We start from the raw sequence: 21945 nt of genomic DNA, 5'->3' as shown, positions 1-21945 counted from the left end.
TCTTTCTTCGGCTCTCAGGCCCAGAGCTGGCCCTCCAGGCGCTCTTCGGCCTCCTCCAGGGTGCCCTCGTAGGCGCCCGTGGACAGGTACTTCCAGCCGCCGTCGGCCACCACGAACACGACGTCGGCCCGCTCGCCGGCCTTGACCGCCTTCCTGGCCACGCCCAGCGCCGCGTGCAGCGCGGCCCCGGTCGAGACACCGGCGAAGATGCCCTCGGCGGCCAGCAGCTCGCGGGTACGGCGCAGCGCGTCGGCCGAGCCCACCGAGAAGCGGGTGGTCAGCACCGACTCGTCGTAGAGCTCGGGGATGAACCCCTCGTCCACGTTGCGCAGCCCGTACACCAGCTCGCCGTAGCGCGGCTCGGCCGCGACGATCTGCACGCCCGGCACCTGCTCGCGCAGGAACCGGCCGACCCCCATCAAGGTGCCGGTCGTGCCGAGGCCGGCGACGAAGTGGGTGATCGTGGGCAGATCCTCGAGGATCTCGGGGCCCGTGGTCTCGTAGTGAGAGCGCCAGTTGGCCGGGTTGCCGTACTGGTAGAGCATGACCCAGTCGGGGTGCTCGGCGGCCAGCCCCTTGGCCACGCGCACGGCCTCGTTGGAGCCGCCGGCGGCGGGCGAGGAGATGATCTCGGCGCCCCACATGCGCAGCAGCTGGCGGCGCTCCTCCGAGGTGTTCTCCGGCATCACGCAGATCAGCCTGTAGCCCTTGAGCTTGGCCGACATGGCCAGCGAGATGCCGGTGTTGCCGCTGGTCGGCTCGAGGATCGTGCAGCCCGGCGTGAGCAGCCCGTCCTTCTCGGCCTCCTGGATCATCCACAGGGCCGGCCGGTCCTTGATCGAGCCGGTCGGGTTGCGGTCCTCCAGCTTGGCCCAGACGCGCACGTCGGCGGAGGGCGACAGCCTGGGCAGCCCCACCAGCGGGGTGCGGCCGACCGAGTCGATCAGTGAGTCGAAACGCATGTCACCCGCCGGCGACTGCGGGGAGCACGGTCACCGTGTCGCCGTCGGACACCGGCGTGCCCAGGCCGCCGAGGAACCGCACGTCCTCGTCGTTCAGGTAGACGTTGACGAAGCGGCGCAGGCTGCCGTCGTCGACGAGCCGCGCCTTGATGCCGGGGTGCGCGGCCTCGAGGTTGCTGATCAGCTCTTCGAGCGTCGCGCCCTCGGCGTTCACGGCCTTGGCGCCGTCGGTGTAGTTACGCAGGATGGTCGGAATGCGAACCTCGATGGCCATCGCGGTCAGTCTCCTCAGATCAGGTCGTCGTCCCATCGGCATGCAACGCCGATGGCTGGATGCGGATTCCGAGTCAGCGACAGTCGTAGACGACGACAGCAGGAGTGTGCGCAAAGAGGAAGCTCTGCACCGGCCTGACCATCATGGGAGAAACCTTACCTCTTCCTCCGTGACGACACCGTCGAGGATGCGGTAGGAGCGGAACTCCACCTCCTGCTCGTCCCGGGTGGAGACCAGCACGTAGTGCGCGTGGGGCTCGGAGGCGTAGGAGATGTCGGTGCGCGACGGGTACGCCTCGGTGGCGGTGTGAGAGTGGTAGATCACGACCGGCTCCTCGTCCAGGTCGTCCATCTCCCGCCACACGCGCAACTGCTCCATCGAGTCGAAGCGGTAGAACGTCGGGGAACGCTCGGCGTTCGCCATGGGGATGAATCGCTCGGGCACGCCGTTCTTGCCCGCGATGACGCCGCACGCTTCGTCCGGGTGATCGGCCCGGGCATGGGCGACGATCTTGTCCACCAGTTCCTGCGAGATCGACAGCATGCCCGGAAGTTACCAGAGCGCCCGGACCAGGCTGTCCTGGAGGTAGGTCAACCAGTCGTAGGTCACGTAGGCCGGGTAACGGGGGTCGTCCTCGGACATCATCGCGATCTCGTCGTGCACCTCTTCGGTCACCTCCAGCTTGGTGCCGAGCGTCAGGCGCAGGTCGTTCAGCGAGCGCAGCCACGCCTGGGCCTCCTCCGGCGACAGCTCGAAGCGCCCCGACCGGGCGGTCTCGTGCACGGTCTGCGCGTCGGCCCGCTTGCCGTCGCGCAGCGTGGCCTCGGTGTAGCGGCGGAACTCCGCCGACTCCTTCTCGTCCTCGTACGCCGAGGGGAACAGCCTGACCAGCACCGGATCGGACGGCGCCGCGCCGTCACCGATGCCCAGCGCCCGCTCCAGCGGGTCGTCGCTGGTCTGCCCCGGCGAGACGATGCCGAGCATCATGGAGACGAGCGAGCGCAGCAGCGAGATCTCCGCGGCCTCGAACACCGCCACGACGCTGCCGTTTCTTCCCCGCGAGAACCCCGAGCTCACCGGTGCCGCCTCACTGATCTCGTGCGATTCACTTGACCGAATCCGGCTGGAGCGTCGCCCACAGGCCGTAGGAGTGGAGAATCTGCACATCGCGTTCCATCTCCTCGCGCGTGCCGCTGGACACGACAGCCTTGCCCTTGTGGTGCACGTCCATCATCAGTTTCTCGGCCTTCTCCCGCGTATAGCCGAAGACCGTTTGGAAGACATAGGTCACGTAGGACATGAGGTTGACCGGGTCATTCCAGACGATGGTCACCCATGGCAGATCGGGCCGGACGTCCGATGACGGACGCTCGACGGTGATTGGAGCGGTGCTACCCACATCCCCGAGTCTGCCCTATCTGGGCCGTAGTCTTCGAGTCGTGACAATGACCATGAGCACTGCGTTGCTCACAGATCACTATGAGCTGACGATGCTGCAGGCCGCGCTGCGGAGCGGCGCGGCCCACCGCCGCGCGGTCTTCGAGGTGTTCGCCCGCCACCTGCCAGGAGGGCGCCGCTACGGGGTTGTCGCCGGCACGGGACGTGTCCTGGACGAGCTCGAACGCTTCCGTTTCGGTGACGATGAACTCACCTACCTGCGTGAGCACGGCGTCGTGGACGAGCACACTCTGGCGTTTCTGGCCGATTACCGCTTCTCCGGGAACATCTACGGCTACCGCGAGGGCGACCTCTACTTCCCCGCCTCCCCGATCATGGTGGTGGAGGGCACGTTCGCCGAGGCCGTGCTGCTGGAGACCGTCACGCTGTCCATCTTGAACCACGACTGCGCGATCGCCTCCGCCGCCTCCCGCATGACGAATGCCGCCTGCAAGCGGCCGCTCATCGAGATGGGCTCGCGCCGCACGCACGAGGCCGCCGCGGTGGCCGCCGCCAGGGCCGCCTACATCGCCGGGTTCGCCTCCACCTCCAACCTGATGGCCGGCCGCCTGTACGGGGTGCCCACGGCCGGTACGGCGGCGCACGCGTTCACGCTGCTGCACGACTCGGAGCGGGCGGCGTTCGAGGCCCAGATCGCCTCCCTGGGGCCGGAGACCACGTTGCTGGTCGACACCTACGACGTGCCCGCCGCCGTACGGACCGCCGTCGAGCTGGCAGGCGACAAGCTGGGCGCCGTCCGCATCGACTCCGGCGACCTGGCCGCGGCGGCGCAGGAGGTGCGCGAGCAGCTCGACGCGCTCGGCGCCCGCGACACCCGCATCCTGGTCACCTCCGACCTCGACGAGTACGCCATCGCCGCGCTCGCCGCCGCCCCCGTGGACGGCTACGGCGTCGGCACCTCCCTGGTGACCGGCTCGGGCGTGCCGACGGCGGCCCTGGTGTACAAGCTGGTGGCGCGGGAGACGGCCACGGGCAAGCTGGAGGCCGTGGCCAAGCGGTCGGTGGGCAAGCCGTCGCGCGGGGGCCGCAAGGAGGCCTACCGGCTGCTCGACGAGCAGGGCCACGCCGAGACCGAGCTGATCACCACCGGCGGCCTCGTCCCCGAGGGCGGCATCCCCCTGCTGCACGAGCTGGTGCGCGACGGCGAGGTCGTCGGCCGCGAGCCCCTGACCGCCGCCCGCGACCGCCATGCCGCCGCCGTCGCGACCCTCCCCCAGGAGGCGCTGCACCTCGGCCGCGGGTATGCGGCGATCCCCACCGAATTCGCCTGACGTATCGTGCTGCCTATGGGCACCACGTTGATCATCGTCGATGTGCAGAACGACTTCTGCGAGGGGGGCAGCCTGGCTGTGACCGGGGGCTCGGAGGTGGCCGCGGCGATCACCCGGCACGTGGCCGACCACGGCTACGACCACGTCGTGGCGTCCCGCGACTATCACATCTCCCCCGGCACGCACTTCTCCGACAACCCCGACTTCGTCGCCACATGGCCTGCCCACTGCATCGCCGGCACGCCGGGAGCCGACTTCCACCCCGCGTTCGACGTGTCCGCGGTGGAGGAGATCTTCAGCAAGGGCACGTACGCGGCGGCGTACAGCGGGTTCGAGGGCACTTCCAGTGACGGGGTGCCGCTGGCCGACTGGCTCATGGAGCGCGGGGTGCGCGAGGTGGACGTGGTGGGCATCGCCACCGACCACTGCGTCCGCGCCACCGCCCTCGACGCGGTCAAGCACGGCCTGGCGGTGCGCGTCCTGCTGGACCTGACGGCCGGCGTCTCCCCGACGACGACCGAGGCGGCGATCGCGGAGCTGCGCGAGGCGGGCGTCGCCCTGCGGGGGGCGCCGCTGCCGATCACGAAGCGTACGCCCTGGGCAACGCTCAGCTCATGTGATATCGAAGAGGGCGAAGCCACTCCGAAACCGGAGCAACACGGAGAGTAATCACTCTTCCCTCACGTGGGAGGTCCCACATGCTGCCCCTCTCCCTCGGCATGGCCTGGCTCCTGCTCGCCCCCCTCTGCCTATGGCTGCTCATCAGGGGCAGCACCAAAGAGCGCGCGGGCGCGCTCGTGACGTTAGCCCTGCTGGAGATGGGGACGATCGGCATGGACGCCCTCCCGCATCCCGCCGTCCCCGTCCGCTCGGCCGCCGCCCGCGCCGTGCCGATGCCATCGTCCTGTGACGAGCGCGCCCAGGTCCCGCACACCGCCGGGATCGAGGACGGCGGGCTGCTGCTGAGCTGGCCGGCCACGTCACGCGAGTGTGCGTGCGCCGAGGTCACGCTCCTGGCCAGAGACAGGAAGCTGCTGATCTGGCTGCACACCCGCCGGGAGGCCCAGCCGGGCTCCCCGGCGCTGCCGGTCCGCGTCGAGGACGGGACGGCGTCGCTCCGGGTCCCGTTACCGGGCAAGGCGCGCCACGCCCCGGCCGACGGCCGCAGCGGCCGCCTGATCCCGCAGCAGGCCGCCTAGCGAGGCAGGGGGTTCAGGGGTGCGCGACCGCCATCCGCAGCGCGTCGTCGAACACGGCGAACACTTCGAAAGCGTGCCGCAGCCCGGTGATCGACAGAACCCGGGCCATCACCCCCTGAACCCCGCCGAGCAGCAGCCGGGTGCCTCTGGACTCGCACCGCTGCATGATGTCGACCAGCTCGTTCATCCCCATGGAGTCGCAGAACGAGACCTCGCCGAGATCCAGGATCAAGAAGGACTTCGGGGGCAGATCCCAGATGCGCTGCAGGTGCTCTCGCAGGAGCGGCAGCGCGTTGACGTCCAGCTCGCCCTCGAGCCTGATGATGATGGCGTTTCGAGAGAGGCCTGAGGTGACGCTCAGCGTCGATTTTCCGGTGGCCTCAGACGACATGGGCAACGTCCTTCTGCATATCCGGCGAGACAGCCAAGAGTGGTTGTTGCCGTTCCCGTCGAGCTTCTAACAGAAGGCCACTGCTCTGTGTCCAAATGCGCAGAGTCACGCTTCGTGACCATCGGCCCGGCGGCCGGTTCGTACGGTTCGACCTGCGAAGACACGTGTCGCCGGGCCTCCGCCCTCATACCGCGCGATAGGTGACCACGTACGCCAGGGTGAGGACGGCGAGAACGCCGAGCATGACGGTGGTGCCGCCGATCACCATGACGACATGCGAATGGCGGGACAACTTACGCATCGCGGCCACCGTTAGCCCGATCAGGACGCTCAGGATGAGCAGTGACACATGTCTTGAATCGATGACCGTGGAGATCGCCGCCGCGAATGCGAGTGACAGCGTCTTCATTTTCGTCCTTTCTCCCACGAACCGGTGTTGTATAAATCGGCGCACTTCATGTCATCCGGGAAACCGAATGGCCATGCCCTACCCTTCTTCGCCGGACGCAGGCTGTTTTCACTGCGCGCGAACTCCACGGGCGCGCCCTCGCCCGACGGGATGCACTGAACTTCCGAGCGGATCAGCGCGCTCGTACCCGGCCAGGCCGCCGCCCTCTACCGGTTCGCCGCTCTGGACTCGCTGTTCGAGCTGTACGGCCGGCTCCGCGCGATGAACCCGCGCAGCCGGGTGACCCTGCGCACGGTGGCGGCGCTGACCGACCACCGCTTCCGCTCGCGGAACGCCGCCTACCTCCGGTCGCGCTTCGGTGGCGCCGCCGCGTACAGCGCCCTCACCCGGGTACGGACGGCGGGCCGCATCGTCCTGACCCTGGACTGGACCCGCGCCTCCTACCGGCTCCACGAGTGGTCGCAACCCGCCACCACCGACTGAGCGGCCCGCCCGTCACCGTCGCGAGTCAGCGGCGCTGCGTGGCCCAGCGGCGGATCGTGGCGATGCGCTCCTGGATCTGCTCCACCGTCGCCTGAGCGATCGGCGGCCCGCCGCACGCCCGCCGCAGCTCCGAGTGAATCACCCCGTGCGGCTGCCCCGTGCGATGGTTCCACGCCCCGACCAGCCCGTTGAGCTCACGCCGCAGCTCCGCGACCTGCTCGTGCGGCGCCAGCTCCTGCTTGGGCGCCTCCGTCTGCTGCTTGCGCTTGGCCGCCTGCTGATCGGACTGCCGCTTGCGCAACAGCTGGGCCACCTGGTCGGGCTCCAGCAGCCCGGGCAGGCCGATGAAGTCCTCCTCCTCGGCCGAGCCGATCTCCGCGCCCGTGCCGAACTCGCCCCCGTCGAACAGCACCCGGTCGAACGTCGCCGACGTCTCCATCGTCTCGAACGGGAGCTCATCACCAAGGACGTCCGGATTGTCCTGCTTGCGGTTGGCCTGCTCCAGCAGCGAGTCGTCGAGGCCGTCCTCCGGAGGCCGCTTGTTGAGGACGTGGTCGCGCTCGACCTCCATCTCGTTGGCCAGGCCCATGAGCGTGGGCACCGAGGGGAGGAAGACCGAGGCGGTCTCGCCGCGCTTGCGGGCACGCACGAAGCGGCCCACGGCCTGGGCGAAGAAGAGCGGGGTCGAGGTGGAGGTGGCGTAGACGCCGACGCACAGGCGCGGGATGTCGACGCCTTCCGACACCATGCGGACGGCCACCAGCCACCGGTCCTCGGAGGCCGCGAACGCCTTGATCTTCTTGGACGCACCGGGGTCGTCGGACAGGACCACCGTGGCGCCCTCACCGGTGATGTTGCGCAGGTGGCGGGCGTAGGCACGGGCCGTCTCGTGGTCGGTGGCGATGACCAGGCCGCCCGCGTCGGGCACGCCCCTGCGCACCTCGGTGAGCCGGCGGTCGGCGGCCTGCATGACCTGGCGGATCCAGTCGCCCTTCGGGTCGAGCGCGGCCCGCCACGCCTGGGAGAGCTGGTCCTTGGTGAGCGGGGTGCCGAGCGTGGCGGCGATCTCGTCGCCGGCCCGCGTGCGCCACTTCATCTCGCCGGAGTACGCCAGGAAGATGACCGGCCGCACGACGTTGTCGGAGAGCGCCGGGCCGTAGCCGTAGGAGTAGTCGGCGACGCTGCGCTTGAGGCCCTCCGCGTCCTCCTCGTAGGCGACGAACGGGATCGGGTTGTCGTCGGACCTGAACGGCGTGCCGGTGAGCTGGAGGCGGCGCGTGGCCGGCTCGAACGCCTCGCGCACACCGTCGCCCCAGGACTTGGCGTCGCCCGCGTGGTGGATCTCGTCGAAGATGACCAGCGTCTTGCGGTGCTCCGTGCGGGCTCTGTGCAGCGCGGGGTGCATGGCGACCTGCGCGTAGGTCACCGCCACCCCGGTGTAGTCGCGTGAGGTCGTGCCCTGGCTGTTCTTGAACTCGGGGTCGATGGCGATGCCCACGCGGCCGGCCGCGTCGGCCCACTGGCGCTTGAGGTGCTCGGTGGGGGTCACGATGGTGACCGCCCTGATCACCCCGTTGGCGAGCAGCTCGCTGGCGATGCGCAGGGCGTAGGTCGTCTTGCCCGCGCCCGGCGTCGCCACGGTGAGGAAGTCACGCGGCTCGCGCCTGAAGTAGAGGTCGAACGCCTCCTGCTGCCAAGCACGCAACTTGGGCGCGGTGCCCCACGCGGCCCGGTCGGGATAGGAAGGCGATAGGTGGGACGCGGCGAAGGTGCTCACCGCATCACCTCTGGGGTTCGTGTGCTTCGCTCTCTCACAGTGACCCAAGAGTAATCGGGCCCACCGACAAGACGTGCCGTGAGCCGAGGATTCTGGCCAAGGTCTTCCTCACGTGCTATGCGGCTTATCGGAGACTCGTCATCACCGCGTCGAGCGCCTGCCTGCGACTGGTTTCCTCAGGTTGCAGCAGCCCCACCAGCAGGACGGGACGCGACTCGCGAGTGAGCAGCATCACTCTCAGGTACGCCGGGCGATTCACCACGTCCCCGTATTCCGCTCGTAGCGCACGGGTGTGGCCGTCGGGCAGCCGCCGGTCCTCGACCACCGTCACCCGGTCCCCTCTGAGCAGGAGCCTGGAGTACAGGTCCGCCGCCTCCTGCGTGGCCTTCTCCGCGTCCTTCACCGGGCCCTGCATCGGCCTGGCCATCACCAGGCCCCCGTGGCCGTCCCGTACGACCGACGTGAACCCCGTCACCGGCGGCACCGCGCCCTGGCTCCACCCCTGCGGCAACGTCGCCGCCACCCCGGCCAGCGCGTCGCTCAGCCTTCCCGTATCCCCCGGAGGCGCGGTCAGCCACAACGCCGCCGCCGTCGCCGCCGCCACCAGCCCCGCTCCCGCCGCCAGCGCCGCCAGCACGATCCCCACGCGCCGCCCCAGCCGTTTCCCGCCCAGGCGTCGCCCGCGCTCGCTCGGGTCCTTCGGGGAGCCGTGGAGGTGGGCGGACGGCGGGAGCGCGTCGTCCCACCGGTCTTCCCCGGCGGGGCCCAGGTCGTGGCGGATCCGCGGGCTCCACGCCGGCTCCTCGAACTCCGGGCCCGTCCCTGGGTCCAGCGCTGGGTCCAGGTCTAGGTCGAGGGGGTGTGGTCGCCGGGGGTCGTCGTGGGGCGGGTCTTGCCAGGACGGGCCCCGGGGCAGGTCTTGCGAGGACCGGTCTTGCCGGGGCAGGTCTCGGCGAGGGAGTCCGTGCCGGGGCGGGTCGCGGCGGGGCAAGCCCTGACCAGGCGGGTCAGGCAGCGGGCCCCAGCCGGAGTCCCCACCGGGATCCCCTCGCGCGCGGTCCCCTCGCACGGGGTTTTCTGGCGCGCGGTCCCCTAGCGCGGGGTCCTGCCGCTGCGAGGCCGGCCGCACGGGCTCGTCCGCGTACGGTCGCCCACGACGCCCCCAGGCCGGCGGCGGTTCCGGCGGACGCCCCCACCCGCCTCCCGCCCCTGACCCTGTGTCGGAACGTTCCCGATCCCCCGCCGAGGCAGGAGGAGTACGGCGAGGCCCCGGCTCAGGGGGCCAGACCCGGTGATCACCCTCCATGACACCTCCTTGCCCGCTGTCCTATCACTCCCGGCCACCCCGCTCAGCAGAACAGTGATCACTGTGACAGGAGGGACGGAATTCACCGGACGCGCCCCGCGAGCAGGGTCGCGCCCAGCGCGATGACCGCCATGAGCGCCGAGATGACCAGGAACCCGGTGGCGATCTGGGAGGAGGCGTGCCCGATGACGTTCACCAGCGCCCCGCCGATGCCGATGGACAGCGCCGAGCCGAGCTGGTCGGTGACGGAGAGGGAGGCGGAGTTGGCGCCCTGCTCGTTCACCGGCGACTGCCGCATGGCCGTGACGCTGATGGTGGTGATGCCGAACCCCATCCCGAAGCCCGCCACGATCCACGCGGGCACGGAGATCCACCCGCTCACCCCCGGCACGACGGCCAGCATGCAGACGAGGATCGCGGCGGTGACGCAGCCCGCGCCGAGCCTGATCCTCTTGTGCGGCTCCCCGGTGCGCCTGCTCTGCAGGAACGACCCCGCGGACCAGCCGAGCGCCCCCGTCGTCAGCGCGATGCCGGCCGACGTCGTGTCGAAGCCCTTGACGTGCTGCAACGCCAGCGGGATGAACGCGTTCACCCCGAAGAAGGAAGCCGAGAAGAACCCTCGCATGAGCACGGTGGTGGACAGCCCGCGCCGGAAGCGCAACGCGCCCGGCGGCAGCAGCCGGTACAGGCCGTAGACCAGCAGGGCCAGCCCTGCCACGGTCTCCACGCTCGCCCCCACGGCGGCGACGTGCAGCCGGTCCACGCCGTACAGCAGCAGCCCCGCCCCGCCGGCCGTCGCCGTGGCGGCCAGCGTCATCGCGACCGGCCTGGAACGCGGCCCGGTGCCGGGCTGTGCCTCGGTGGCGGTGCCCATCCGCAACGCCGGTACGAGCATCACCAGCGCGGGTATGACCAGCGGCACGATCCCGTAGAAGACGTAACGCCACCCCCACTGGCCCCCGACGAACCCGGCCACGGACGGCCCCACCATCGCGGGCACCACCCAGGCGGCCGACACGGCGGCGAACGCCTTGGGCCGCACCTCCATGGGGTACACACGGGCGATCATCACGTACAGCGCCACGATGGAGGCCCCGCCGCCCAGCCCTTGCACGGCCCGCGCCAGCAGGAACATCCCGGCCGAGCCCGCCGCGCCGGCCAGCGCCATGCCCACGGCGAACAGCACCACCCCGGCCAGGAACGGCACCGGGTAGCCGCGCCGGTCCGACCAGAGCCCGGCGACCACGTTCATGAACAGGCTGGCGATGAGGAAGGCGGAGAAGCTGAGCCCGTACAGGTCGAGGGCGTCGAGCTCCTCGGCGATGGCGGGCATGACGACACCGACGGACATGCCCTCGAAGGCGATCAGCGTGACGACCAGCAGGATGCCTAAGGTGGCGGTGCGGTACTCGGGGCCGAGGATTCCCGCGGGCTTGTGGGGAGCGTCGAGTGCTTTTGGTGCTGTCACCTGCACATCGTAGACGGGCCCGACATGTCAGACAGCGGGCGTCCTGGTGCGGTACGCCGCCCACATCTCATGCATGCGATCCGCCTGTCCCACCGTGAACTCCCACATGCACCGGTCGTGCGCGTAGTCCATGTAGTTGTGCGCGGGGTCCTGGCCCGGGTGGTCAGGGCAGGTGTCCTTGCCCTGCGGGCACGCCTCGGTGGGCCTGGCCTCGGGCGAGGTGTCGTCGATGCCGTCGCCCGGCGCCTTGCAGCCGTTCTCGAACGTGTGGAACAGGCCGAGCCAGTGGCCGATCTCGTGCACGCCGGTGAAGCCCTTGTTGTAGTCGCTCATCGCCCCGCCGGGCAGGCTGCGCCAGTCGATCACCACGCCGTCGAGCGCCGGCGCCCCCGCGTACCAGTAGGGGTAGCTGGCGAAGCCCAGCATGAGCTCGCTGAGCTGGGCGATGTAGAGGTTCAGGGTGTCGGCGCCACCGAGGTGCAGGGCGCTCTTCATGTCGCGCTCGTGGCCGACCGGGTCGGCGAGCCAGGCGGGCTGCTCCTTGACCGAGATGCCGTCGAGGCGGAAGCGCACGCCGGTGTCCACGCCGCCGAACTTGCCGCCGTACGCGGAGTTGAGCGTGTCGATCTGGGCGCGGACCGCCGCGTCGGAGACCCGGCGCTCCGGGCCGGCGGAGATGATGTGCACCCGCGTGGGCACGGTGAACTCGCTGGGTGGCGTCACCCCGTCCAGGCGCTCGCCCAGCTCGGCCATCACCATGGCCACGTCGCGCGGCTTGGGCGAGCGCGGCCCCGGCCGCCCCGGAACCCGCGACCCCATGACAGGCCCGTGTACCCGCGGCGATCCCACAGTCGGCCCATGCGTACGTGACGCGGCAGCGGATCCGCGCGTGCGTGACGCGGCGTCGGGGCCGTGCGGGTGAGAGGCGGAAGTACGTACGGCCGGGTGCGGTTGCGCGGCGGCGCAGGCGACCGCCAGGGCGGAGCCGGGGTCGAGCGGCGGGAGCAATCCGGCCGCGAGCAGGCATGCCAACGAGACGGCGGTCGCGCGCCGGGCCATGCGGTCCTCCCACTACGAAAAGAGCTGGTCTGGCTACAGACCGTAGCTCCACGCGAGAGGATTACCGCACAGCAACACTCACTGCTTGTCGTCGCCGCCTTCGCCGCCACCCGGGGGCAGGCCCTCGTAGATCTCCTTGCACTCCGGGCAGACCGGGTACTTCTTGGGGTCGCGGCTGGGCACCCAGACCTTGCCGCACAGGGCGCGGATGGGCGTGCCGGTCACCATGCTCTCGGTGATCTTGTGCTTGTCCGCGTAGTGGGCGAACCGCTCGTGATCGCCGTCGCCGTGCGACGTCCGCGGAGTGGTCTCCTGCTCTGGGAGGATCTTCGTGCTCACCCCATTGAGTTTATGCCCGCCCACGACCGCCCCCCGCAACACACCACGCCCTCCCCCCAGTACACGGCGCCCTCCCCGCAACACACCACGCCCTCCCCGCAGTACACGCCGCCCTCCCCGCAGCGCACCACGCCCTCCCCGCGCGCACGACGTCATCCTCGCAGCGCACGACGTCCTCTTCGCGCACGCGACGCGACCCGGCACGAGCGGACGCGTCACGCCCTGCGCGAGGGCGCGGCACACCTCCCCCGAAACGCGACACGGCCCCCGCCCGAACGGGCGGAGGCCGCATGACGAGGCGGCTGTCAGCCCAGGTGGACCGCCGCACCCTCGGTCTTCCTGCCCGCCCTGACGAAGAGCGTCAGCGCGGCGGTCAGCACCGCGATGCAGGTGCTCACCAGGAAGGCGACGTGCATGCCGTCCATGAACGACAGGTGGATGGCATCGCCGATCTGCTGCGGCAGCCCGGGAGGCGCCTGCCCGAAGGCGGCGGCCTTCTCCAGCCCCTCCAGCTGTGCCGGCGGGATCTGCGCCGCCGCGGGCCCGAGGTAGCCCGGCAGCGTGTCGGAGATCTCGGCGGCCATCACGGCGCCCAGGATGGCGGTGCCGAGCGCGCCGCCGACCTGCATGGCCGACTGCTGCAGCCCGCCGGCCACCCCGCTCAGCTCCACCGGCGCGTTCCCCACGATGATCTCCGTGGCGCCCACGAAGACCGGCGAGAGCCCGAAGGCGAGCAGCACGAACGGGATGCCGCTCTCGATGAAGGAGGCGTCGATGCTGAGCCGGGACATGAGGAACATCGCCAGCGCGGTGACCAGCAGACCGGCCGCCATCGTGATCTTCGGCCCCAGCCTGCCGAGCGCCATGCCCGCCAGCGGCGAGGCGACGATCATGCCCGCGCTCATCGGCAACATGCGCAGACCGGCCTCCAGCGGCGAGAGCCCGTGCACGCCCTGGAAGAAGAAGCCGAGGAAGAACATCGCGCCGAACATGGCGAACGCGACCATCATCATCAGGAAGGTGCCGATGGAGATGGACGGGTTCGCGAACAGCGACAGCGGCACCAGCGGCTGCCCCGCCCTGCTCTGCCAGAAGACGAACGCGGCGATGAGCACCACGAACGCCCCGACGAAGGAGAGCGTCGTGCTGTCGCCCCAGCCCCACTCGGGAGCCTTGATGATCGTCCAGACCAGCGAGAACATCGCGCCGGACAGCAGCACCACGCCGAGCCAGTCGATGCGCGCGAACGTCTTCGAGCGGTTCTCCTTGATCAGCAGGATGCCCATGATCAGGGCGATGATGCCGACGGGAGCGTTGATGAAGAAGACCGACTCCCAGTTGACCTTCTCGACCAGCACGCCGCCCACGATCGGCCCGGCGGCGCTGGACAGGCCGATGATCGCACCCCAGGCCCCCATCGCCTGGTTCAGCTTCTCCCCCGGGAACGCGCCACGCAGCAGGGCCAGCGCGGCCGGCTGCAGCAACGCGCCGAACAGGCCCTGCAGCACCCGCAGCCCGATCAGCGCGCCGATCGGGGTGACACCGGGAATGATCTCGGCCAGTTCGGCGCTGAGCCCGATGCCCACGGAAGACAGGGCGAAGCCCGCCACCCCGATGAGAAACACCCGCTTGTGCCCGAACAGGTCGCCGAGCTTACCGGCGGTGATCAGGAAGACCGCGAGCGCGAGCAGGTAACCGCTGGTCACCCACTGCAGGTCGGAAAGTGTCGCCTTCAGGTCGGCCTGGATGACCGGGTTGGCGATGCCGACGACCGTGCCGTCGAGCATCACCATGATCACACCAAGGCTCACCGCCAGCAGCACAAGCCACGGGTTGGTCCCCGTCCCCGGCTTGCCAGGGCCGGACGAGGACGGCGCGGTGACCGCCTTCGTATCAGCCATGAATCCCCCTCAAGTACCCGTATCGCCCCACACCAGGGCATAGATCTCGTAAGTCTCAGGTAATCTACTGTCAGTCTGTGACGTGTGACAAATGACTTTTATTCGTCGTCCTATGACTTATGGCACACTGTGACAGAAAGGTTTCGAGGGAGTGACCACAGTGGGTCTTCGGGAACGCAAGAAGGAGAAGACGCGCCTGGCGATCCTCGACGCGGCGCTCGACCTGTTCCTCGAACAAGGATACGAGTCGACCACCGTCGAGCAGATAGCGGGGGCCGTCGAGATCTCCCCCCGCACCTTCTTCCGCTACTTCACCGGCAAGGACCACCTGGTTCTACTGTTCCACGACCACGCCGAGGACCTCATGCTGGAGGCCCTGGCGCAGCGGCCGCCGGACGAGCCGCCCTTCACCTGCCTCATGCAGGCGATGCGCGCCGTCCTGGCCGACCTCGAGGGCGCGACACCGGAGGACGCGCAGAGATTCCTGAAGCTGCGGCGGCTGCTCGACGACCATCCGCGCCTGGTCGGCCTGTCGGCGGCCAGGGGCGCCCAGACGGAGCAGCACCTCGCCGAGGCGATCGCCGCCCGCAGGGGCGTGAACGCCGACGAGGACCAGCTCACGCACCTGATCGTGGCGTTCGCGATGTCGACCATGCGCGTCGGGTTCGAGTGCCCGCGCCGCGACGGCACGATCGGGGACGTTCAGCACAGGATGGCGGAGAGCATCGCACTGGCGGAGCGTTCCCTGCGGCCGGACTGGGACCTGTAGCCGGCCCGGGGTGCAGCCAGCCCGGCGTGCAGCCAGCCCGGCGTGCAGCCAGCCCGGCGTGCAGTCAGTGCGGGCCTGCGGCCAGTCGATCGGGAGTCGCGGCTAGTTCATCGTGGGGTCGTCTGGGCAGGTCGCCACGAACGCCAGCTCGCCGCGCTGACGCCGGAGCACCCGCCGCCACAACGAGGCCGGATCGGCATGGAAGGTGTCACCCACCTCGGAGTCCACCACGTACCAGGCCCCCTCGGCGATCTCGCTCTCCAGCTGCCCCGAGGTCCAGCCCGCGTACCCCGCGAAGATGCGCATCTGCGCGATCTCACCCTGCAGGATCTCCGGGGGCGCGTCCAGATCGACCGTGCCCAGCCGGGCCACCGCGTCGGTGCCCGCGTGCAGCCGACGCCACCCCAGCGGCTCCTCCCCGCTGGGCACCGCCGCCAGCGCCAGCGCGCTGTCCGTCTGTACGGGACCGCCCTCGAACAGCACGGAAGGACCGGTCACGAGGGGATCCCACACAGGCAGCACCTGTGTCACCGAGATGTCGCTGGGCCGGTTGAGCACGACGCCCAGGGTGCCGCCGTCGTGGTCGTGTTCGAGAATCAGCACGACGCTACGCCGGAAGTTGGGGTCGTCGAGGAGTGGCGTCGCCACCAGCAACCCTCCGACGTAGATCGCTTCCGCCATACCTCCATCATGAAGTACCTGCGGGGGTGCGCGCTCCCCCAGCGTGTCGATGTTACTTTTCGTGCACACTTGGGAACTTTAGGTAGCGGAAATCGCGCTTGGGGGAACATATGCGTACCAGAATCCGCCTCCTGTTGGCCGCCCTGCCGGTGGGCGCCATCGCGCTGCTCCCCTCCGCCTCCGACGCCCGTCCGACGGACTGGCCCTGGCCCCAGCACGACGTCGGCGACCCGTTCACGATGACCGTCGACGACGTGGCGTGCCGCTCGGGCCGGGTGCCCGTACGGCTGCACAACCAGACCCGCCAGCTCGCCCGCTTCGACCTCAAGGCCGACGGCACCAGCGTGGCGAGCGGCTCGATCCCGGCCCGCAAGACCATCGTCCGGCACGTGCCGGTGGGCAAGGGCAGCGGCGCCGAGATCGAGGCGTACTCGGTCGGCGACGACACCCCGGAGACGCTGATCGACTCCAGCCACGTGGAGAACGACTGCCCCTGGGGGCATCGCCGCCACGGCCACCTGCCCTACACGGGCCCGCCCGCCGACCTGATGGGCAAGCTGGCGACGGCGGGCGGGCTCGTGGTGGTGGGCGGCATCCTGTGGTGGTACGGCTCGATCTGGCCGCGATCGAGCCCGTGACCCGCACCGCACCCGGCCGGGGCCCTCCCCTGGCCGCGATCAGCCGGGCGGGGCCGCCACGACGAAGGCTCCCGCCCTGGCGGCGGCCAGCGTGCGGGCCACGGACTGCTCGGCGACCACCCGCGTCACCGGCTCCCTCGTGACCACCAGGCGGTAGTAGAGCGGGGCCGAGACGGCCCTGATCACCTCACCGCCGTCGGTGCCCTCGGGCAGCTCCCCCCGCCGCACGGCCAGGTCCACGACTTTGGCCCACTCCTCGATGCGGCGCAGATAGAACCCGCGCAGCGCCTGCGCGGCCTGCTCGTCGGAGGTGGCGGCGGCGATCACCGCCTGGAACGTCACCCCGAGCCGCCCGTCGTTGAGCGCGTCGAGCACGGCCAGCGCGTTGGCCCGCAGGTCCTCCTCGACGCTGCCCGTGTCGGCGTGGTCGGCGGACTGGTTGGCCAGCTCGTTCATGAGGTCGGCCACCAGTCCGGGTGTGCTGCCCCAGCGCCGGTAGACGGTCGTCTTGCCGACGCCTGCCCTGGCCGCGACCTGATCCATGGTCAGGCCGTGGAAGCCGCGCTCGACCAGCTCGTCCTGGGTGGCCTCCAGGACGGCCGCGCGGACCCGGGCGGTGCGGCCCCCCGGCCGCACGGTTCCCGCCGAGCGGGAAGGTTGGTCCATCAAGTCTCCTTCTCGTACCAGAAACAGCTTACCGGCACACTTTTCCCGTTAACTCGGTGTTCGACAATGCCGAACTGCGTTAGGGTTCCCGTTGTGGGAGAGACGATTCAATCGGTGGAGCGCGCCGCCGCGATCCTACGGCTGCTCGCCTCCGGTCCACGGCAACTGGGGGTGGCCGAGCTGGCGCGGGCCCTGGGCCTGCCGAAGGGCACGCTGCACGGCATCCTGCGTACGCTGGTGCACGTGGGTTTCGTCGAGCAGGACGCGGCCACGGGCAAGTACCGCCTCGGCGCCACGCTGCTCCATCTGGGCAGCAGCTACCTCGACGTCAACGAGCTGCGCACCCGCTCCATCAACTGGGCCGACGCGCTGGCCGGCCGCAGCAGGGAGAGCGCCTGGATCGGCACCCTGCACGAGGGGCACGTGCTGGTCATCCACCACGTCTTCCGCCCCGACGACAGCATGCAGACGCTGCAGGTGGGCACGTACCTGCCGACGCACGCGAGCGCGCTGGGCAAGGTGCTGCTCGCGCACGACCCGTACGGCGAGGCCACGCAGCCGCTGGAGCCGGCCACCAAGCACACGATCGTCGACCCGGCGGCCTTGGAGGCGGAGCTCGACCAGGTCAGGGCGCGGGGCTGGGCGGCCGAGATGGAGGAGCTGACGGAGGGCGAGGTGGCCGTCGCCGCCCCGATCAAGGACGCGCGCGGCATCGTGGTGGGCGCCATCGGCATCCGCGGCGCGGTCGAGCGGCTGGTGCCGGACGGCGGGCTGGACATGCGGTTCGTCTCCTACGTCCGCGACGCCGCCCGCGCCATCACCCGCGACCTCGCCCGATGACACTTGAACAAGCTTCGGCGGACCACATACCATTCGTTCGGCATTGTCGAACCATGAGCCTTGCGAGGAACCCAGTGCCTCGACCGCACTACGTCGCAGCCATCGACCAGGGCACCACGTCCAGCCGGTGCATCGTGTTCGACGAGGCCGGCAACATCATCTCCGTCGCCCAGCGCGAGCATCGCCAGATCTTCCCCAAGCCGGGCTGGGTCGAGCACGACGCGGAGGAGATCTGGCAGAACGTACGGGCCGTCCTCACCGAGGCGGTCGGCGGGGCCGGCATCGAGCACTCCCAGATCGCCGCCCTGGGCATCACCAACCAGCGCGAGACCACCGTCCTGTGGGACCGCGCGACCGGCCGCCCGGTCTGCCCCACGGTCGTCTGGCAGGACACCCGCACCGACGCGCTCACGCGCGCCCTTTCCGAGCACGAGGCCCTGTTCAAGGAGCGCGCCGGGCTGCCGCTGGCCACCTACTTCGCCGGGCCCAAGATCCGCTGGCTGCTCGACGCGTACGGGCTGCGGGAGCGCGCGGAGCGCGGCGAGGTGCTGTTCGGCACGATGGACAGCTGGCTGCTGTGGAACCTCACGGGCCGCCACATCACCGACGTGACCAACGCCAGCCGCACGATGCTGATGAACATCCACACCCTGGCCTGGGACGACGAGCTGCTCGACGCGATGGGCGTGCCACGCGCGATGCTGCCGGAGATCCGCCCGTCCGCCGAGGTCTACGGCCACACCGAGGACGGCGTCCCGGTGGCGGCGGCGCTCGGCGACCAGCAGGCGGCGCTGTTCGGGCAGACCTGCTTCGAGCCCGGCGAGACCAAGAGCACCTACGGCTCGGGCAGCTTCCTGCTGATGAACACCGGCCGCGAGCCGGTCGTCTCCAAGCACGGCCTGCTGACCACCGTCGGCTACCGGATCGGCGAAGGCCCCGCCACGTACGCGCTGGAGGGCGCCATCGCGGTCACCGGCTCCCTGGTGCAGTGGCTGCGCGACAACCTCGGCCTCATCTCCAGCGCGGCCGAGATCGAGACGCTGGCCAAGACGGTCGACGACAACGGCGGCTGCTACTTCGTACCGGCCTTCTCCGGGCTGTTCGCGCCGCACTGGCGCGCCGACGCGCGCGGGGTGATCGCGGGGCTGACCGGGTTCGTGAACAAGGGGCACCTCGCGCGGGCCGTGCTGGAGGCCACGGCCTGGCAGACGCGCGAGGTCGTGGACGCCATGAACGCCGACTCGGGGCTCGACCTGACGACGCTGCGGGCCGACGGCGGCATGACCGCCGACAACCTGCTCATGCAGACCCTGGCCGACGTGCTGGCCGTGCCGGTGATCCGGCCGATGGTGGCCGAGACGACCGCACTGGGCGCCGCGTACGCGGCGGGGCTGGCCACCGGCTACTGGCCGGATCTCGACACCCTGCGCGCCAACTGGCACAAGGCCGCCGAATGGCGGCCCGCGATCGACGAGGCGGCCCGCGAGCGCGAGTACCGCAACTGGAAGAAGGCCGTGGCCCGCACCCTGGGCTGGGTCGAGCAGGAGGGATGACGGCGATGACGACCGCGATCGGCACCGATCGGGCGGAGGTCCGGCAGGAGCTCTCCACCACCACCTACGACCTGCTGGTGATCGGGGGCGGCATCCTCGGCACCTCGGTGACCTGGATGGCCGCCCAGGCGGGGCTGCGGGTGGCGATGGTCGACGCCGGCGACTTCGCCGGGGCCACCTCCAGCGCCTCCTCCAAGCTCGTCCACGGCGGCCTGCGCTACCTGCAGACCGGCAACGTCAGGCTGGTGGCGGAGAACCACCGCGAGCGCCGCGCCCTGGCGGCCGACATCGCGCCGCACCTGGTCAAGCCGCTGACGTTCCTGGTCCCGATCTACAAGGGCGGGCCGCACGGGGCGGCCAAGCTGGGCGCGGGCGTGTTCCTTTACTCGGCGCTGTCGGTGTTCGGCGACGGCATGGGCAAGGTGATCACGCCGCAGCAGGCGCTGGCCAAGGTGCCGGCGCTGCGCACGGAGGGCCTGCGGGCCGCCGCCGTCTACGGTGACCACCAGATGAACGACAGCCGCGTCGCCGTCATGACCGTACGGGCCGCCGTGGACGCCGGCGCGACCGTGCTGAACCACGCCGAGGTCGTCGGCCTGCGCAAGACGGCCGGCAGCGTGACGGGCGCCGAGCTGCGCGACCGGCTCGACGGCACGGAGTTCGGCGTGTCGGCCCGGCTCGTGCTGAACGCCACCGGCCCGTGGGTGGACCACCTGCGGCGCATGGAGGACCCGGACGCGGCCCCGAGCATCCGGCTGTCCAAGGGCGCCCACCTGGTGCTGCGCCGGCACGAGCCGTGGAAGGCGGCGCTTACCACGCCGATCGACAAGTACCGGGTCTCCTTCGCCATCCCGTGGGAGGACCACCTGCTGCTGGGCACGACGGACGAGGCGTACGAGGGCGATCCCGGCGCGGTGAGCCCGACGGAGGCCGACATCGCGCAGATCCTCGACGAGGCCGGCCACTCCGTGCGCGACGAGCAGCTCAGGCGCGAGGACATCACCTACGCCTTCGCCGGCCTGCGCGTGCTGCCCGGCGGCCCCGGACAGGTGACGGCGGCCAAGCGCGAGACGGTGCTCAGCCGCGGCTCCGGCGGCATGCTGTCGGTGGCCGGCGGCAAGTGGACGACCTACCGGCACATCGGCAAGCACGTGCTCGACATCCTCGCGCACCTGCCCGGCCACCCCCTGGGCGACGACCTGGCCGACATCCTGCCGGCCGTGCCGCTGCCCGGCCTGGCCAGCCCCGACGCGGTCGCCATGCGGCTGTGGACCGACCGCGACCCGGGCACGCGCATGGACCCGCTGGTGGCCAGGCACCTGGCGACGCACTACGGGTCGCTCGCGTTCGAGCTGGCCCGGCTCATCAGGGAGGACCCCGCGCTCGGCGAGCGCATCCACCCCGACGGGCCGGACATCTGGGCCCAGGCGGTCTACGCCCGTGACCACGAGTGGGCGGCCACGGTGGACGACGTCGTCCGCCGCCGCACCACGCTGACCGTGCGCGGCCTCGACACCGAGAACGTACGCACGAGGATCGCCGGGCTGCTCACCTCATAGGACCTGCCTGGCGGCGTACGGACATCAGCACTCCACCGCCGCCAGGGCCGTCCCCCGCGTTCCCTGGACGACGCGGTCGCCGAGCAGGGGCGCCGGCATGGCCTTGGCCGGCTCCGACCGCTGCAGGTCCAGGCCGCCGAGGGACAGCCACGACTGGGCGCCGTTGGCGGTCGTGCCCAGCAGCACGTTGGCGAGCTGCCTCCTGAGGTAGGTCTGCGGGTCCTCCCCCGCCGCCGCAGGGCGCCACGCATGCGCCCACCACTGCCTCGCCCGAGCCGGGTGAGCGTGTCCGTGGCCCTGGGAGAGTACGCCTCCGCCGTGCCGGGCTTGCCCGGCACCGCGAGCTTCCGATCTCGGTTCCGGTTCCTGCATGGCAAGTCGGGTCCAGGGGGAGGTGGCCAGGCCCTCCGTCGGGGCAGGGGGTGGACATGCGCACTCCCATCAACGAAGCCCTGCTCAGGCACTTCACGGACCTGCGCGACGGCGACCACGGCCACGCCGTCACGCGGGAGGACAAGGAACGGGTGTTCATCAGGGCCGTCGAGCTCCTCGACCCCGTGGCACGCCGAGCCCTCGACGAGGCCAACGCCGACCTGCTGCGCGGCAGCGGGCAGGTGGTGTCCAGCGGGGTCACCCGGTCACGGGAGGGCGGCCTGAACGCGATGTGGTCGCTGACGTGGCGGGAGCAGCGGGAGAGCGGTGTCCAGCCGATCGCGGTGGTGGCCCACTTCGGCTGCGACTTCCACCACCCGCACCTGCGCGGCAACACGGTCGGCGACTGGCCGCTGAACGTCTTCGACGAGGCGGACGCGGCCGGGCAGCTCGACACACTGCGGGTGATCGCGGCCGGTGACGCGCACAACCTGGTCTTCCAGGAGAGCTACCGCCTGATGCCCGCGATCACCGCATCCGACAACGTCACGTCGTAGGCCGTGCACAGGC

At 70.6% G+C, this 21945-nt stretch carries 27 protein-coding genes; 10 read left to right on the top strand and 17 right to left on the bottom strand.

Annotated features, from left to right (window positions below; genetic code table 11):
- Positions 1 to 14 precede the first annotated feature (14 nt).
- From LCN96_RS09295 to clpS, 5 genes are all read right to left on the bottom strand, one after another.
- A complete protein-coding gene (locus LCN96_RS09295) occupies positions 15 to 962 on the bottom strand; it encodes a PLP-dependent cysteine synthase family protein (RefSeq protein WP_225272184.1) in 948 nt (315 codons plus the stop codon).
- A 1-nt stretch (position 963) separates the two neighbouring features.
- Complete coding sequence (locus LCN96_RS09290) at positions 964 to 1236, bottom strand: MoaD/ThiS family protein (RefSeq protein ID WP_225272183.1); 273 nt, start codon at positions 1234 to 1236, stop codon at positions 964 to 966.
- Positions 1237 to 1377: 141 nt separating this feature from the next.
- On the bottom strand, positions 1378 to 1779 hold the full coding sequence (locus LCN96_RS09285) for a Mov34/MPN/PAD-1 family protein (RefSeq protein WP_225272182.1): 402 nt from the start codon (positions 1777 to 1779) through the stop codon (positions 1378 to 1380).
- Positions 1780 to 1788: 9 nt separating this feature from the next.
- Positions 1789 to 2313, bottom strand: coding sequence for a DUF2017 domain-containing protein (locus LCN96_RS09280; protein WP_263657460.1), 525 nt, complete (start codon positions 2311 to 2313; stop codon positions 1789 to 1791).
- A 28-nt stretch (positions 2314 to 2341) separates the two neighbouring features.
- Complete coding sequence (gene clpS, locus LCN96_RS09275) at positions 2342 to 2635, bottom strand: ATP-dependent Clp protease adapter ClpS (protein WP_225272180.1); 294 nt, start codon at positions 2633 to 2635, stop codon at positions 2342 to 2344.
- Positions 2636 to 2681: 46 nt separating this feature from the next.
- On the opposite strand from clpS, the gene LCN96_RS09270 reads away from it, so the two are divergent.
- The 3 genes from LCN96_RS09270 to LCN96_RS09260 are packed head-to-tail and all read left to right on the top strand — an operon-like array spanning position 2682 to position 5164.
- A complete protein-coding gene (locus tag LCN96_RS09270) occupies positions 2682 to 3965 on the top strand; it encodes a nicotinate phosphoribosyltransferase (protein ID WP_225272179.1) in 1284 nt (427 codons plus the stop codon).
- A 15-nt stretch (positions 3966 to 3980) separates the two neighbouring features.
- Positions 3981 to 4634: a nicotinamidase gene (locus tag LCN96_RS09265; RefSeq protein WP_225272178.1), complete on the top strand. Its 654-nt coding sequence runs from the start codon at positions 3981 to 3983 to the stop codon at positions 4632 to 4634.
- 29 nt (positions 4635 to 4663) lie between these two features.
- Positions 4664 to 5164, top strand: coding sequence for a hypothetical protein (locus LCN96_RS09260; protein WP_225272177.1), 501 nt, complete (start codon positions 4664 to 4666; stop codon positions 5162 to 5164).
- Positions 5165 to 5177: 13 nt separating this feature from the next.
- On the opposite strand, the gene LCN96_RS09255 is transcribed toward LCN96_RS09260, so the two are convergent.
- Both LCN96_RS09255 and LCN96_RS09250 read right to left on the bottom strand, forming a co-directional pair.
- Complete coding sequence (locus LCN96_RS09255; protein ID WP_225272176.1) at positions 5178 to 5555, bottom strand: STAS domain-containing protein; 378 nt, start codon at positions 5553 to 5555, stop codon at positions 5178 to 5180.
- Between the two features lie 184 nt (positions 5556 to 5739).
- A complete protein-coding gene (locus tag LCN96_RS09250) occupies positions 5740 to 5964 on the bottom strand; it encodes a hypothetical protein (protein ID WP_225272175.1) in 225 nt (74 codons plus the stop codon).
- Between the two features lie 261 nt (positions 5965 to 6225).
- On the opposite strand from LCN96_RS09250, the gene LCN96_RS09245 reads away from it, so the two are divergent.
- Positions 6226 to 6447 (top strand): hypothetical protein, encoded by a 222-nt coding sequence (locus LCN96_RS09245; RefSeq protein ID WP_225272174.1) that lies wholly within the window; start codon positions 6226 to 6228, stop codon positions 6445 to 6447.
- A 25-nt stretch (positions 6448 to 6472) separates the two neighbouring features.
- Here LCN96_RS09245 and LCN96_RS09240 read toward each other — a convergent pair whose 3' ends face one another.
- The 7 genes from LCN96_RS09240 to LCN96_RS09210 all read right to left on the bottom strand — a co-directional run bounded on the left by LCN96_RS09240 (position 6473) and on the right by LCN96_RS09210 (position 14297).
- Positions 6473 to 8224: a DEAD/DEAH box helicase gene (locus LCN96_RS09240; protein WP_225272173.1), complete on the bottom strand. Its 1752-nt coding sequence runs from the start codon at positions 8222 to 8224 to the stop codon at positions 6473 to 6475.
- A gap of 124 nt (positions 8225 to 8348) precedes the next feature.
- A complete protein-coding gene (locus LCN96_RS09235; protein WP_225272172.1) occupies positions 8349 to 8870 on the bottom strand; it encodes a hypothetical protein in 522 nt (173 codons plus the stop codon).
- Between the two features lie 200 nt (positions 8871 to 9070).
- Positions 9071 to 9262, bottom strand: a complete 192-nt coding sequence (locus LCN96_RS09230) for a hypothetical protein (RefSeq protein ID WP_225272171.1) — start codon at positions 9260 to 9262, stop codon at positions 9071 to 9073.
- A 350-nt stretch (positions 9263 to 9612) separates the two neighbouring features.
- Positions 9613 to 10998, bottom strand: a complete 1386-nt coding sequence (locus LCN96_RS09225) for an MFS transporter (protein ID WP_225272170.1) — start codon at positions 10996 to 10998, stop codon at positions 9613 to 9615.
- Positions 10999 to 11025: 27 nt separating this feature from the next.
- Positions 11026 to 11817, bottom strand: a complete 792-nt coding sequence (locus LCN96_RS09220; protein WP_225272169.1) for a zinc metalloprotease — start codon at positions 11815 to 11817, stop codon at positions 11026 to 11028.
- A gap of 318 nt (positions 11818 to 12135) precedes the next feature.
- Positions 12136 to 12396 carry a DUF3039 domain-containing protein gene (locus tag LCN96_RS09215; protein ID WP_225272168.1) on the bottom strand — a complete coding sequence of 87 codons (261 nt, stop codon included), beginning with the start codon at positions 12394 to 12396 and terminating at the stop codon, positions 12136 to 12138.
- Positions 12397 to 12701: 305 nt separating this feature from the next.
- Positions 12702 to 14297, bottom strand: coding sequence for an MFS transporter (locus LCN96_RS09210; RefSeq protein WP_225272167.1), 1596 nt, complete (start codon positions 14295 to 14297; stop codon positions 12702 to 12704).
- A 160-nt stretch (positions 14298 to 14457) separates the two neighbouring features.
- Between LCN96_RS09210 and LCN96_RS09205 the strand changes: the two genes are divergently transcribed.
- Positions 14458 to 15066 carry a TetR family transcriptional regulator gene (locus tag LCN96_RS09205; RefSeq protein ID WP_225272166.1) on the top strand — a complete coding sequence of 203 codons (609 nt, stop codon included), beginning with the start codon at positions 14458 to 14460 and terminating at the stop codon, positions 15064 to 15066.
- A 102-nt stretch (positions 15067 to 15168) separates the two neighbouring features.
- On the opposite strand, the gene LCN96_RS09200 is transcribed toward LCN96_RS09205, so the two are convergent.
- Positions 15169 to 15747, bottom strand: a complete 579-nt coding sequence (locus tag LCN96_RS09200; RefSeq protein WP_148435015.1) for a YqgE/AlgH family protein — start codon at positions 15745 to 15747, stop codon at positions 15169 to 15171.
- Positions 15748 to 15857: 110 nt separating this feature from the next.
- Here LCN96_RS09200 and LCN96_RS09195 point away from each other — a divergent pair, with 110 nt between their 5' ends.
- Positions 15858 to 16385, top strand: coding sequence for a hypothetical protein (locus tag LCN96_RS09195; RefSeq protein WP_225272165.1), 528 nt, complete (start codon positions 15858 to 15860; stop codon positions 16383 to 16385).
- Positions 16386 to 16424: 39 nt separating this feature from the next.
- On the opposite strand, the gene LCN96_RS09190 is transcribed toward LCN96_RS09195, so the two are convergent.
- Positions 16425 to 17051, bottom strand: a complete 627-nt coding sequence (locus LCN96_RS09190) for a TetR/AcrR family transcriptional regulator (protein WP_225272164.1) — start codon at positions 17049 to 17051, stop codon at positions 16425 to 16427.
- 66 nt (positions 17052 to 17117) lie between these two features.
- On the opposite strand from LCN96_RS09190, the gene LCN96_RS09185 reads away from it, so the two are divergent.
- The 3 genes from LCN96_RS09185 (at position 17118) to LCN96_RS09175 (ending at position 21003) form a co-directional block, all read left to right on the top strand.
- Positions 17118 to 17891: an IclR family transcriptional regulator gene (locus LCN96_RS09185; protein ID WP_397351864.1), complete on the top strand. Its 774-nt coding sequence runs from the start codon at positions 17118 to 17120 to the stop codon at positions 17889 to 17891.
- Positions 17892 to 17965: 74 nt separating this feature from the next.
- Positions 17966 to 19444 carry a glycerol kinase GlpK gene (gene glpK, locus LCN96_RS09180; protein ID WP_225272162.1) on the top strand — a complete coding sequence of 493 codons (1479 nt, stop codon included), beginning with the start codon at positions 17966 to 17968 and terminating at the stop codon, positions 19442 to 19444.
- A 5-nt stretch (positions 19445 to 19449) separates the two neighbouring features.
- Entirely contained in the window at positions 19450 to 21003 is a 1554-nt protein-coding gene (locus tag LCN96_RS09175) for a glycerol-3-phosphate dehydrogenase/oxidase (RefSeq protein ID WP_225272161.1), read from the top strand.
- Positions 21004 to 21027: 24 nt separating this feature from the next.
- On the opposite strand, the gene LCN96_RS09170 is transcribed toward LCN96_RS09175, so the two are convergent.
- Positions 21028 to 21189, bottom strand: a complete 162-nt coding sequence (locus tag LCN96_RS09170; protein WP_225272160.1) for an FtsW/RodA/SpoVE family cell cycle protein — start codon at positions 21187 to 21189, stop codon at positions 21028 to 21030.
- 242 nt (positions 21190 to 21431) lie between these two features.
- Between LCN96_RS09170 and LCN96_RS09165 the strand changes: the two genes are divergently transcribed.
- A complete protein-coding gene (locus LCN96_RS09165; protein ID WP_225272159.1) occupies positions 21432 to 21932 on the top strand; it encodes a hypothetical protein in 501 nt (166 codons plus the stop codon).
- Positions 21933 to 21945: the final 13 nt, after the last annotated feature.

Source organism: Nonomuraea gerenzanensis (assembly GCF_020215645.1).
Lineage (GTDB): Bacteria > Actinomycetota > Actinomycetes > Streptosporangiales > Streptosporangiaceae > Nonomuraea > Nonomuraea gerenzanensis.
This window is presented reverse-complemented; position numbering and strand designations above follow the sequence as displayed.